This window comes from Frankia sp. CcI156, from assembly GCF_001983015.1.
Lineage (GTDB): Bacteria > Actinomycetota > Actinomycetes > Frankiales > Frankiaceae > Frankia > Frankia casuarinae.
This window is the reverse complement of record NZ_MOMD01000060.1, coordinates 1-12754: the sequence shown is the minus strand read 5'-3', so window position 1 is coordinate 12754 and position 12754 is coordinate 1. Positions and strand designations below refer to the sequence as shown.

The following is a 12754-nucleotide window of genomic DNA, read 5'->3' as shown; positions in this document are numbered from 1 at the left end:
GGAAGGTGACGAGAATGGCGGCGGTGGCGCACCCTCGAACCGACGGCGCGAGCGCCGAGGTTGACGCGGCGGTGGCGCCGGTCAGCGCCGGCAGGCCGGCCGCGCCGGCGGTGATGTTCGAGGGTGCGGCGGTTCGTCTCGGTGGGCGGATGGTGTGGAGCGGGGTGAACGTCGAGGCCGGCGCGGGGGAGTTCGTCGCGATCCTCGGTCCCAACGGCGTCGGTAAGTCCACCCTGCTCAAGGCGGCCCTTGGCCTGCTGCCGCTGGCCGCGGGGCRGGTGGTGGTGCTGGGCCGGCATCCCGGGCGGGCCCGCACCGAGGTCGGTTATCTGCCGCAGCGACGGAGCTTCGACCCGTCGGTACGGATCCGGGGGCTTGACATCGTCCGCCTCGGTCTCGACGGCCACCGGTGGGGTCTGCCGCTGCCCGGCGGAGATCGCGCCCGGACCGCGCGGCGGCGCGTCGCCGAACTCGTCGAGCAGGTCGGCGCCACCGGCTACGCCCACCAGCCGATCGGCCGGCTGTCCGGTGGGGAGCAGCAGCGGCTTCTGATCGCCCAGGCGCTCGCCCGCCGGCCCCGGCTGCTGCTTCTCGACGAACCGTTGGACAGCCTGGACCCGCCCAACGCCGCCTCGGTCGCGACCCTCATCCGCACCATCTGCCAGACGGCGGGGGTGACCGTGCTGATGGTCGCCCACGACGTCAACCCAATCCTGTCCAGCCTCGACCGGGTCATCTACCTCGCCGGCGGCGGCGCGGTCTCGGGCCCTCCCGCCGAGGTCATCACCAGTGCGACGTTAAGCCGGCTCTACCAGGCCCCCATCGAGGTGCTGACCACCTCCGACGGGCGCCTCGTCGTCGTCGGCCAGCCCGAGCCGCCCGCCGTACACGCCGACCGTCACGACGGGACCGGCCACCTGTGATCACTGCAGCGGTGGTCGCGACCGACGCGGGCCTGTCGTGGGACCTGGTCCGCGACGTTCGGCAGATGTTCGCCTACCCGTTCATGGTGAACGCGTTCCGGGYCGGAACCATCGTCGCGCTGACCGCCGGGGCAACCGGATGGTTCATGGTCCTACGCCGCCAGGCCTTCGCCGGCCACACCCTCGCCGTGGCCGGTTTCCCGGGCGCGGCCGGGGCGATCTGGCTCGGCTTGGGCGCGACCTACGGCTACTTCGCCTTCTGCCTCACCGCGGCGCTGATCATCGCGGCCATCCCCGGGGCGGGCGGGGCAGCCGCCGGGCGGGCCGCGGAGTCGGCCACCATCGGTACCGTCCAGGCGTTCGCGCTGGCCTGCGGATTCCTGTTCGTCAGCCTGTACAAGGGATTCCTCGGCGGGGTCAACACGCTGCTGTTCGGCARCTTCCTGGGAATCACCGACGACATGGTCCTCACGCTGACCGCCGTCGCCGTGGCGGTCCTGGCAGTGCTGGCGCTCATCGGGCGGCCGCTRCTGTTCGCCTCGCTCGATCCAGCCGTGGCTGCCGCCGCCGGAGTGCCGGTGCGGGGTCTGTCGGTGGCTTTCCTGATCATGCTCGGGAGCACCGCCGCGGAGGTCAGCCAGATCACCGGAACCCTCCTCGTCTTCACCCTGCTGGTCATCCCGGCCGCGACCGCACAGGTCCTCACCACCCGACCGGCCCTCAGCCTCACGCTCACCGTGCTGCTAGGCCTGCTGGTCACCTGGGCCGGGCTGACCGTGGCCTACTACTCGCCCTATCCGATCGGCTTTTTCATCACCAGCTTCTCCTTCGGCCTGTACCTCCTCGCCCGTCTCGCCGTCGGCGCGCACGACCTGCTCGGCCGGGCCGCCCGCGTCCCCCGGATGACCGGAGCAGCAGCATGACCGCGGCCACGGCGGACACGGGACTGACCGCGATGTTCGAGCACCCGTTCATGCAGAATGCGTTCATCGCCGGAACGGGGATTGCCATGGCGGCCGGACTCGTCGGYTACTTCCTCGTCCTGCGGGCCCAGGTCTTCACCGCCGACGCGTTGTCCCATGTGGCGTTCACCGGCGCACTCGCCGCCCTGGCCACCGGGATCGACGCCCGAGTCGGCCTGTTCGCCGCCACCGTCGCCGTCGGATGCGCCCTCGGCGCCCTCGGCGCCCTCGGCCCCCGCGGCCACGCCGATGACGTCGTCATCGGCAGCGTGTTCGCCTGGGTCCTCGGCCTCGGGGTGCTCTTCCTCACCCTTTACACCACCCACCGCAACACCGGCAACGGCACCGCCGGTGTCACCGTCCTGTTCGGCTCGATCTTCGGCCTGGACGCCTCCCACGCCTGGGAGGCTGCCATACTCGCCGTAATCCTCTGTCTCGCCACCATCGCGATCGGGCGTCCCCTGCTGTTCGCCAGCCTGGACGGCGCGGTCGCGGCCGCCCGAGGTGTCCCCGTCCGCCTCCTCGGCGTCGGTTTCCTCGGCCTCGTCGGGGCGACCGCAGCCGATGCCACCCAGGCCGTCGGTGCCCTGCTGCTCCTCGGTATGCTCGCCGCACCCGCCGGCACCGCCCACCGGCTCACCGCCCACCCTTACCACGGAATGATGATCTCCACCGCGGTGGCGGTCGCGGTGACCTGGGTCGGGCTKACCACCAGCTACCTCGCCCCGCGGATCCCCCCGAGCTTCGCCATCCTTGCCACCGCCACCGCCACCTACACCGTCACGCTGATCGTCACCCGACTGGTCGCGGACTCGGGCTTGGCGCGGCCGGTGCGGCATCTGTCCGCGGATGCGCCTCGTTCGGCCTGATCGAACCCACCGGCGCCACCAGCGCGGTCGCGCGCAATCCCGGGAGGCGCCAGGTCAGAGCCCGAGCAGCCGGCCGCAGATCGACTCGACCGCGCCCGGCACGCCCGGGTTGTGCCGCAGGTGCGGGGTGCGGGCCGTGTCGTTGACGACGGCGACCGCGGCGTGCACCCGGATCCGGGCGGCGGTGGGGTCGAGCTCGGGGTGCACGAGCCGKAGCAGGTGAACCCATTCGGTGAGGTAGTCGTGCTGGGCCCGACGGGCGGCGTGGCGTTCGTCCTCCGGCAGATGCTCGACTTCGGTGATCAGCAGCCCGATCAGGTCGTGGTGGGCCTGGGTGAACCGGATGTAGGAGCCGACCAGTCGGCGCAGGGCGTCGGCGGCGCCGTTCGAAGTCCGATAGATCGCGCTGACGTCCATCAACAGGGCGGCCGTGCTGCGCTGGAACGCGGTGCGCAGCATGTCCAGCTTGCTCGGGAAGTGGTGGTAGACGCTGGGGCCGGTGATGCCGACGGCGTTGCCGACGTCCTCGATGCCGACGCCGGCGTAGCCGTGGGTGGCGAACATCCGCACCGCCTGGGTGAGCAGCGCCTCGCGGCGGGAGGCCAGCCGCAACGGCGGTCCGGCCGGTGGTGGCGGTCCGGCCGGTGGTGGCGGCGATGCGGCGCAGGTGCCGGGCAGCGGGGTGTCCAGCACGAGGTCGGTGAGCTCGGCGAGCAGGTCGTCGTAGGCGGGCCGGGGCAGGTCCAGGTGGTGGAAGGACGGGCTCATCAGCACGGCCAGCATCGCCCAGGTGAGCAGGTCCGCGGTGGGGGCGTCGAGCTCGGGGCGGGCGGCGCGCACCCGGCCGGTGAGGCGGCGTCCGATCTCGCGGACCTCGGCGCGCAGCAGGGCATGGTCGTCAGGGGTCAGATGGCGGGCTTCGCGCTGCCAGAGCACGCCGATATGGCGTTCGTCGAGGCAGCGAGCGGCGAGCCGGGCCGACGCCGTGGCGTGGTCSGCGCGGTCGGCGAGATCGAGATCATCGAGCAGGTGCCGCAGCGGGGCCAGGCCTGCGGCGATGACCTCGCGGAGCAGGTCCTGTTTACCGGAGAAGTGCCGGTACAGCGCGGACGGGCCGACCGCCACGGCTTCGGCGAGATCGGTCATGCCGATCTGGTCGTAGCCGCGGCGGGCGAACAGGTCCGAGGCGGCGCCAAKGATCAGCGCCCGCCGGTTACGCGGGCGGGTGCCGCGCGGCGGCGCAAGCGTGCGGTCCGGCAGAACAACCCCCTCGGTACAACCCCCTCGGTCTCCTCGGTGTGGATCAGCCTACCTTCTCGTAGAGGGTGACCACGGCGGCGCCGCCGAGGCCGATGTTATGCTGCAGCGCCACGGTCACGTCCTCGACTTGGCGCTTGTCGGCCTCGCCGCGCAGCTGCCACACCAGCTCCGCGCACTGCGCCAACCCGGTCGCGCCCAGCGGGTGCCCCTTGGACAGCAGCCCACCCGACGGATTGGTCACCACCCGGCCGCCGTAGGTGTTGTCGCCGTCGACGATGAACTTCTCCGCCGTGCCCTCCGGAGTCAGCCCCAGCGCCTCGTAGGTCATCAGCTCATTGGTGGTGAAGCAGTCGTGCAGCTCCACCACGCGCACATCGAGCGGGTCCACCCCGGCCACCTCGTACACCTGCCGCGCGGCGGCCGCGGTCATGTCGTAACCGACCAGGCGCATCAGGTCCCCGTCGAACGAGGACGGGGTATCCGTGGTCATCGCCTGCGCGGTGATCGCCACATCGGCGCGCAGGCCGTGGGCGCGCGCGAAGTCCTCGGAAACGACCACCGCGGCGGCCGCGCCACAGGTGGGCGGGCAGCACTGCAGCCGGGTCAGCCAACCGAGGATCCGCGGCGAGGCAAGAACCTCCTCCACGGTCACCGGATCAGTGAACACCGCATACGGGTTGTTKGCCGCGTGCCGGCGCGACTTCACCGAGATCCGCGCGAATACCGCCGGGTCCATCCCGTACTTCTCACAGTAGGCCGCACCCGCACCGGCGAAGTACCGCGGTGCGAACGGCACCCCCTCGACCTCGCCCTGCACCTTGGTGACCACCTCGTCGAACCGCTCGAAGGCGTTGGGCCGGTCGTCCCACTGCATCGTCAGCGCGCCGCGCCGCATCTGCTCGAACCCGAACGCCAGCACGCAGTCCGCCGCCCCGGAAGCCACCGCCTGCCGCGCCAGGAACAGCGCCGACGACCCACTAGAGCAGTTGTTGTTCACGTTCACCACCGGCGCCCCGGTCATCCCCACCCGGTACAGCGCCTTCTGCCCGCTCGTCGAGTCGCCGTACACATAGCCGGCGTACGTCTGCTGGACCGCCGCCAGGTCGATCCCGGCATCGGCCAACGCCGCCCTGACCGCCCCCTCGGCCAGCACGTCGTAGCTGTCGCTCCTGCTCGGCGTCGCGAACGGCACCATGCCGACGCCCGCCACCATCACCCGACCGCTCATCACCACTCCCTAGGCTAGCTGCTGTTCACTTAATACCGTGAGCACCACAGTAGCGCACGTCAGGGGGAGAGGTGTGGCGTAAGCATGCTTGCGAGGATTCACAAGGCGGAGCGATGCGGATGCGTCACGGCCTGCGGTCGAGCGAAGTTCCACGCCGGTCRGTGGTTGAGCGCCCACAGGCCGACCAGGTTCGCGAAGGTGAAGACCACCGCGATGACGACGGCGAGGATGAGCCGCCTGCGGCGCTCGCGGCGGCGCCAGGTGGCCCGCGCCCGCCGGTAGGCGTCGGGCGACACGGGCACGCCGCCGGCGAGAGCGTCCAGGGCGTCGTGCAGCCGTCGTTCGGTGTCGCTGAGCGGCCCGGTGTGATATATCATGTCTGGGACTCCATCGCGCGGGACAGYGCCGTCATTCCTCGCGCCACATGGGATTTCACTGCGCCGCAGGAAATCCCCATGACTGCGGCTATCTCGGATTCCTTCAGATCGAGCCAGTACCGCAGTACCAGGGCCTCCCGCTGGCGCGGCGACAGCCGCTGTAACGCGACGACTACAGCTCGCTGTTCGTGCCGCAGCAGCGCTTGCGTCTCCGCCGATTCTACCTGGTCTGATGGCCATCCCATGTTTTTTCGGACAACCTGGAGATGGCGCAGTCGCATTCGGGTGAGATTGCAGACTATGCTACGTAGATACGGCAGGGTGGCRGTCGAGTCCCGCAGTTTTCGCCAGCGCCGGTAGAGCTCGTAGAACGCCTGCGCGGCGATATCCTCCGGGTCGTCCGCGCCGAGGAGGGCGGCCAGTCGTACCAATGAGACGTAGTGGGTGTTGAAGAGCCGCGCGATGGCGGTCTCCCGATCAAGATCGTGAAGATTCACCTGGATCTTGTCGGCCGGMAGCAGAGTGGCGGCGTCGCCGGCAGTGACGGCTGCTGGATCTTTGGGAATGCCCTGCACCGCCCGCACCGCCCTCACCGCCATCCCGGCGCGTCCGGCCGGGGGAGTCGGTCCACCTGGGATGTCCGGCTGCTCCGGGCCACGCCGACGCGGTGAAGGACCGGGGTGAGCGCGGTGGCGACCGCCAGGTTCAGCCCGAGCGCGAGGAGCGCCGTGTACAGCGGCACGGACGCCCCGAACAGGTGCAGGTTCACCACCGCGGAGAATTCGCCGGAGGTTACCAGGCAGGTTCCCGCCGCCATTCCTACCGCCCATCCGGCAAGCAGCGCACCGCGATGCAGCCAGGTGGAGAACAGGCCGATCCCGACCGCCGGGAAGGTCTGGAGTATCCAGACCCCGCCCAGCAGCTGCAGATCGATGGCATCCTGGTCGCGCAGACCGAGCACGAAGGCGAATGCCCCGATCTTTGTCACCAGCGAGAYACCGCGAGCCACCCGGACCTGATGCTTAGGGGTGGCCGTGGGGTGAAAATACTCGACGTATACGTTGCGGACGAAGAGCATGGCGACCGCCACCGACATCACCGCCGCGGGGACGAGCGCCGCGACAACGAGCGCGCCGAATACGACGCCGGTGACAACCGGTGGGGCCAGCTGCTGGACGAGCAGAGGGACAGCTGCTTCGGCCTGCCCGCGGGGTGTGCGTACCCCCGTGGCCAAGGCGGCAACGCCGAGCAGCCCGAAGAGTCCGAGCAGGCCCGTCCATGCGGGCAGGGTGACCGCCGAGCGGCGCAGGACGTCGGGGTCCTTCGCCGCAAATGCGGCGGTGAGCACGTGYGGGTACACCAGCAGGGCCATCGCCGAGCCGAGCACGAGGCTCGCGAACGAGGCGAACGTCGACGGCTCCAGCGTGAGCGACGGATCCGGCAAGCCGTCCGTGGCCATGTTCCGCCGTGCTGCGGCAAAGATCTCGCCGGGTCCGCCGAGCCTGGCTAGGACGAGTCCGACYACGGCGAAGACCGCCAAAAAGATCAGAATTCCTTTGGCGACCGAGACGAGTGCCGGAGCGCGGATGCCGCTGCGGTAGGTCGCGACGGCGAGCACCCCGAACACCGAGGCCAGCACCAGGTCGCCGGGCAGCCCAGGCGGGGTGAGGGCGCCGGCAACGAGCACCGCGCGGACGCCGACCAACTGCAGCGCGATGTACGGCGTGGTGGCCACGATTCCGGTCAGMGCCACGGCGAGCGCGAGCAGCGGCGACCGGTGGCGTTCCCGCACGTAGTCGCCCACCGTGACGTAATCATGGCGCCGAGCCGTCTCCGCCAGACGTGGGAGGAGCACGAAGGCCAGCGGATAGACGATGATCGTGTAGGGCAGCGCGAAGAAGCCGAGAGCGCCCACGCCGTAGACGAGGCCGGGCACCGCGGCGAAGGTATATGCGGTGTAGATCGCACCGCCGAGCAGGAACCAGGTCAGAACGCCACCGAACGGGCGCCCTGCGAGCGCCCACCCTTCCGGCGAGGGGAGCTCGTCCCGCCGATGGAACGCGCGCGCCCTTACCGATAGTAACGAAGTGCCTGCTATCGCGACGGTGAATCCCGCCACGGTCGTCCCGTCGGCCATCCGACACCTTCCGTTGCACGCGGCTTCCCGTACGGCGCSGCGAGGTCGCCGGTGGAAGCCCGCCCGGTCGTCCCCCGGTCCTTATTCCAGTTGCGCACCGAGCCGGCGCGGTTGACACGACATCATCCCGCAACAAGTCGTAAACCTGTAGCTCACCAAGTCGTAAACCGCGGAGGCGCGGCGAGCAACTCTCCCGGTGACACCATCGCGGCCTGCGTGACCACCCGGCCTGGGTACCTGGGCCGGCCGGTGGTCCACCAGGAAGATCAAAATGCAGGGAGATCAGGATGTGGCACGATGAGCAGGGCCGGGACACTCCGCTGGGTGTCCCGRCAAACTCCGCGGCAGGAATCCCGGCAGGGCCCGTGCCTGCAACAGACCGGCCGGCCGCCGGTCGTCCGGCCCGCGCGGCGGCACGTCGGCGGCAAACCGCCGCGGTCGCGTGTCTCGGGACACCGTTCGCAGCCCTGCTGGCGGTCCCGCTTTATGCGCATGATGAGCCACGGCTGGCCGGGGTGCCGTTCTTTTACTGGTATCAGCTTGCCTGGGTGCCCTTAAGCGCGCTGCTGACCGCCGCCGCTTGGCGGCTGGACAGCCGGGGGACGGCGCCGGAAGGCCTGCGGTGATCCAGGTCACCGACCGGGCCCGGGCCGCGCTCCGCGAGGGCGAGGTAGTTATTTTTGACTGGGCCCCGCTGGGGCTGTGCTGCGCCTGCACCGGTCAACTGTGGCTGCGCCCCGCGCCGCGGGCGCTTGTGCCGCGGCACCGGGGCTTCCGCCCGGTGGACGCGGATCCCGGTGGCAGCGCCGTAGCCCATCCACTCGCCTATCCGTTCCTCCTGGGCCGCGATGTCACAATCGACTGCCGCTCGCGGCTCGGCTTCCGGCGCTTCAGCACCGACCTGCCGCCCGATGTCGGGCTCGCTGACCTGCTCGGCCTGGCCGCTCTCGCCAAGGGACGCATCGTATGACTACCCATCTCGATACTGCCGGAACCGGTCTTCCGCCTGGCGGCGGTCGTGCGCCTGGCCATGGCCGGAGGACCGGCCGGCTCCGATCGATAGCCATCTGGACCACGGTGTCGGCGGTCGGCGCGATCAGCTGGGCTGTGCTCGCGATGTCCCGCCACGAGTCGATCTCTGCGGCGTGGATCCTGCTCGCCGGCCTGGGATCCTTCGCCATCGCCTACCGCTTCTACGCCCGGTTCATCGCAAACCGGGTGCTGCGGGTGGATGACAGCCGGGCGACGCCGGCCGAACGCCTCRACAACGGCGTCGACTACGAGCCGACCGACCGGCGGGTCCTGTTTGGCCACCACTTCGCTGCCATCGCCGGGGCCGGTCCGCTCGTCGGCCCGGTGCTCGCCGTACAGATGGGGTATCTGCCCGGGACGATCTGGATCATCGCCGGTGTTATTTTCGCCGGTGCCGTGCAGGACATGGTGACGTTGTTCTTCTCCATGCGGCGGGACGGCAAGAGCCTGGGCCAGATGGCGCGCGACGAGATCGGCCCGGTGGGCGGGACGGCGGCACTAGTCGCCGTCTTCGCCATAATGATCATTTTGCTGGCGGTGCTGGCGCTTGTCGTGGTGAACGCGCTCGCCGCCTCTGCATGGGGCACCTTCTCGATCGCGATGACCATCCCGATCGCCCTGTTCATGGGCATTTACCTGCGGGTGCTGCGACCCGGCCGGGTCGCTGAGGCCACCGCCGTCGGTGTCGCCGGACTGTTCGCGGCCCTTGTCGGCGGCCRCTGGATCCAGGACTCCGCCCTCGCCTCCGCCTTTACACTCAGCCCGAAGGCATTGGTCGCCTGCCTTGTCGGCTACGGCTTTGTCGCCTCGGTGCTGCCGGTGTGGCTCCTGCTCGCGCCCCGCGACTACCTCTCGACTTTTATGAAGGTCGGCACCATCGGGCTGCTCGCCATCGGCGTTCTCGTCGAATTTCCGGTACTTCAGGCGGACGCAGTCAGTACTTTCGCGACCAGGGGAAACGGGCCGGTGTTCGCCGGCAGCCTGTTCCCGTTCGTCTTCATCACCATCGCCTGCGGTGCCCTGTCCGGATTCCACTCCCTCATCGCGTCCGGCACCACGCCGAAGATGATTCAAAAGGAGTCCCAGGTCCGGTTCATCGGTTATGGGGCGATGCTGACCGAGTCCCTTGTCGCACTGATGGCGCTGATCGCGGCGGCGGTGCTCAGCCCGGGCCTCTACTACGCCATGAATGCGCCCGGTGGGGTCGTCGGCAAGACCGCGGCGTCGGCTGCGTCCGCGGTCACCGACCTCGGTTTCACCATCACCCCGGACGCCCTCGACTCCGCGGCCCGGGCCGTCGGTGAATCGACGCTGGTAGCCCGCACCGGAGGTGCACCGACGCTCGCTGTCGGCATGTCCAACATCCTTTCAGGCGCATTCGGGGGCGGCCGCCTCGCCGCCTTCTGGTACCACTTCGCGATCATGTTCGAGGCGCTGTTCATCCTGACCACTGTCGACGCCGGAACCCGGGTCGGCCGATTCATGTTGCAGGACATGCTCGGGAACGTATGGAAGCCAATCGGCCGGGTGAGCTGGTGGCCCGGGGTCTGGCTGAGCAGCGTGCTGGTGGTCGGCACCTGGGGCTACTTCCTCTGGACCGGGGCAACCGACCCGCTCGGCGGCATCAACCAGCTGTTCCCGCTGTTCGGGATGGCCAACCAGATGCTTGCCGCCATCGCATTGGCGGTCGTCACCACCCTGTTCGTCAAGAGTGGGCGAGCGCGGTGGGCCTGGGTGCCCGGCGTCCCGCTCGGCTGGGATGTCGCCGTCACCTTCACCGCGGCCTGGCAGAAGGTTTTCTCGGACGATCCCAAGCTCGGCTTCCTCGCCCAACGGCACCGCTATGCCGACGCGCTCGACGACGGCAGGGTTCTGGCGCCCGCGAGGAGTATCAGCGACATGCACAAAGTCGTCCAGAACTCGACCGTGGACGGGATCATAGCGATAGTGTTCGCTCTGCTAGTGCTCGTCGTGCTCGCCGATGCGGTACGGGTGTGCATACGGGCTGTCCGCACCCGGGCGCCGATAACCACCACCGAAGCGGACTATGTAGCCTCCCGTTTTGTCGCGTCCGGGGGATTGTTGGCGATCGCTGAAGAGCGCCAACTGCTCGCGGATGCGGTCCAGGCGGCCGGGGCCMCTCAGCCCGAGCCCGTCACACCGCCGCTGCGCCGCTGCGCCGCTGACAACATTCCGCGAAAATAGCGAGAGTTGAATCTGTTTGCGCCGGGACGAGCTGGCGACGGCCATCAGGCCGGAACCCGCTCGTCCCGGCGCGACCAATTGACGGGCCGGCGGCCGACGGGGCAATGGCCGTACGTTAAATGGCTCTTCGCGGTAGGCTGGAATGCGTGGTCACACGGCCACGGGCTTCGGTCAGGCTGTGTTCACGAGGTGTACTGATGGTCAATGTGTGGGGGTTAGTGTTCCTGGTGATGGCTGTGGGTGTGTGATAGATCCTTTGCATGAGGCGTGCGACGGGTTGACGCCCGCGGAGCAGGTGGAACGGGAGCGGGTCCGGATGGCTGCGGCTGACCGGTTCGCGGCGGGAACGACCCGAACGGAGATGGCGCGGGAATTCAAGGTGACCCCGAAAACGGCGGGCTGCGGGTATCGCGCCTGGGAATCGAGAGGCGTAGCCGGCACGGCTGGTCGGTCAGATGCCGGCCCGTCGTGCGCTGGAACGCGACGACACCGCGGCGCGGGAGTGGGTCAAGTGGGAGTGGCCGGCGCTACAACCACGGCGGCGGCCCGGGATGYCCGGGTCTGTTTCCTCGACGAGACAGGGCAGGGCCTGAGGCCGCCACGGGGCGGACGTGGGCGCGGCGTGGGGTGACCCCCGGTGGTGCGGGTACCCGGTCGGGGTGGGCCCGGGCGGGTGAGTGTGGTCGGGATGGTCTGCTACCGGTCCGGCTACACCCCCCGACCTGAACCAGCCCGAGAGGGTATCTGGTCCCATCTGAAACGCGCAACCACGCCGATCGRCTCCTTCGACGACAGCACCGAGGGTTTGTGCTGTCCATCGACAACCGCCGCCGCAGGTTGGCAACATCGAGCTCCCCGACCCGCTCACGTGCCCGGTCTCRCTCGGCCCGTGCCGCGCCCAACTCCGTCTCGTGACGCTCGGCCGCGTCCGCCACGGCCCGCCGCAGCCGTTCGTTCGTCGCGGCCAGCTTGTCGTTCACCGCCCGGGCCGCGACCTACTCGCCGGCCAGCTCCTCGGCTGCCGCGAGACGCGGCCCCATGACATCAGGGCTCCGTCAAAGTCTGTTTTGGCTGGTCAGGGCGATGATCTGGAGGACGAGCCCAGGGTCTCTGATGGTGGCTCGGCGGGCCTGTCTGATGTTCTTGTAGCCTGCCAGGCGTAGTGCGCTGATCGTGGTATCGCGGGCGATGGCCCAGTTCAGGGCGGCGTTCTTGGTGCGGATGGTGTGGCGGTCCTCGTCCATGGTCCGGTCGCGGACATGGTGAATGGCCTCGACCGTCCAGTGGCCACGAGCCCACCGGGCCAGCTGCGCGGGGCTGGCCTGGTCGGTGGACAGGCTCGTGACCAGGTAGAACTCCTCGGTCGAGGTCGCCGCCGGGCTGGTCGTGGTCTTCTTACGGCGGGTGGTCCGGGCCAGCTTGACCACCTGCCGGGTACCTCGGAACCCGACCAGGGACGGCGCGGAGGGGGTCAACGCCTTCAGCGCGCGTTCCTCGATCCGGCCGTGGGCCTTCTCCCGGGTCACGTGCTGGTTTCCGAACTCGTCCCACGGCAGCCCGGCCAGCTTCGCCCGCACGGTGGGCTGGTTGCCCTTGATCGAGAAAAGCCAGTGGCCGCCCTTCGCCCGGATCGCCCGGGCCAAGGGTTCGTGTGCGTGCAGGCAGTCGGTCGTGACCAGCGTGTTGTGGTCACACACCCGGTTGACCAGCCTCCGTACCGAGGCGATCTCGTCGCCGGCCACGACCCGTTGATGCCCGAGC

The 12754-nt window shown here is 69.6% G+C and carries 12 protein-coding genes and 1 pseudogene; 6 read left to right on the top strand and 7 right to left on the bottom strand.

Going from position 1 to position 12754, the window contains the following annotated elements:
- The first annotated feature begins 14 nt into the window (after positions 1-14).
- Genes CcI156_RS19335 through CcI156_RS19325 form a run of 3 tightly spaced genes read left to right on the top strand, consistent with a single transcriptional unit; the run spans position 15 to position 2754 of the window.
- Positions 15-923: a metal ABC transporter ATP-binding protein gene (locus CcI156_RS19335; RefSeq protein WP_076807357.1), complete on the top strand. Its 909-nt coding sequence runs from the start codon at positions 15-17 to the stop codon at positions 921-923.
- A complete protein-coding gene (locus CcI156_RS19330) occupies positions 920-1846 on the top strand; it encodes a metal ABC transporter permease (RefSeq protein ID WP_076807354.1) in 927 nt (308 codons plus the stop codon). Before CcI156_RS19335 ends, CcI156_RS19330 begins: the two co-directional genes overlap by 4 nt.
- The gene (locus CcI156_RS19325) at positions 1843-2754 is read left to right on the top strand and encodes a metal ABC transporter permease (protein ID WP_011436887.1); all 912 of its coding nucleotides are present in this window, start codon (positions 1843-1845) and stop codon (positions 2752-2754) included. The genes CcI156_RS19330 and CcI156_RS19325 overlap by 4 nt, the downstream gene beginning before the upstream one ends.
- Positions 2755-2808: 54 nt before the next feature.
- On the opposite strand, the gene CcI156_RS26330 is transcribed toward CcI156_RS19325, so the two are convergent.
- From CcI156_RS26330 to CcI156_RS19300, 5 genes are all read right to left on the bottom strand, one after another.
- Complete coding sequence (locus CcI156_RS26330) at positions 2809-3954, bottom strand: TetR/AcrR family transcriptional regulator (RefSeq protein WP_256382311.1); 1146 nt, start codon at positions 3952-3954, stop codon at positions 2809-2811.
- A gap of 103 nt (positions 3955-4057) precedes the next feature.
- A complete protein-coding gene (locus CcI156_RS19315; RefSeq protein ID WP_011436885.1) occupies positions 4058-5242 on the bottom strand; it encodes a lipid-transfer protein in 1185 nt (394 codons plus the stop codon).
- Positions 5243-5340: 98 nt separating this feature from the next.
- Positions 5341-5619: a hypothetical protein gene (locus CcI156_RS19310; protein ID WP_076807349.1), complete on the bottom strand. Its 279-nt coding sequence runs from the start codon at positions 5617-5619 to the stop codon at positions 5341-5343.
- Complete coding sequence (locus tag CcI156_RS19305) at positions 5616-6212, bottom strand: sigma-70 family RNA polymerase sigma factor (protein WP_011436883.1); 597 nt, start codon at positions 6210-6212, stop codon at positions 5616-5618. Before CcI156_RS19305 ends, CcI156_RS19310 begins: the two co-directional genes overlap by 4 nt.
- Positions 6209-7756 carry a sodium:solute symporter gene (locus tag CcI156_RS19300; RefSeq protein ID WP_076807347.1) on the bottom strand — a complete coding sequence of 516 codons (1548 nt, stop codon included), beginning with the start codon at positions 7754-7756 and terminating at the stop codon, positions 6209-6211. The genes CcI156_RS19305 and CcI156_RS19300 overlap by 4 nt, the downstream gene beginning before the upstream one ends.
- 365 nt (positions 7757-8121) lie before the next feature.
- On the opposite strand from CcI156_RS19300, the gene CcI156_RS19295 reads away from it, so the two are divergent.
- The 3 genes from CcI156_RS19295 to CcI156_RS19285 are packed head-to-tail and all read left to right on the top strand — an operon-like array spanning position 8122 to position 10993.
- Entirely contained in the window at positions 8122-8382 is a 261-nt protein-coding gene (locus CcI156_RS19295) for a DUF3311 domain-containing protein (protein ID WP_076807387.1), read from the top strand.
- Positions 8379-8726, top strand: a complete 348-nt coding sequence (locus CcI156_RS19290) for a hypothetical protein (RefSeq protein ID WP_011436880.1) — start codon at positions 8379-8381, stop codon at positions 8724-8726. Before CcI156_RS19295 ends, CcI156_RS19290 begins: the two co-directional genes overlap by 4 nt.
- Complete coding sequence (locus CcI156_RS19285) at positions 8723-10993, top strand: carbon starvation CstA family protein (protein ID WP_076807345.1); 2271 nt, start codon at positions 8723-8725, stop codon at positions 10991-10993. The genes CcI156_RS19290 and CcI156_RS19285 overlap by 4 nt, the downstream gene beginning before the upstream one ends.
- Positions 10994-11764: 771 nt before the next feature.
- On the opposite strand, the pseudogene CcI156_RS27145 reads toward CcI156_RS19285, so the two are convergent.
- A pseudogene (locus CcI156_RS27145) lies at positions 11765-11985 on the bottom strand (IS66 family transposase); the annotation flags it as partial.
- 63 nt (positions 11986-12048) lie between these two features.
- A partial coding sequence (locus tag CcI156_RS19275; RefSeq protein WP_035959147.1) for an ISAs1 family transposase occupies positions 12049-12754 on the bottom strand: 706 nt, incomplete at its 5' end.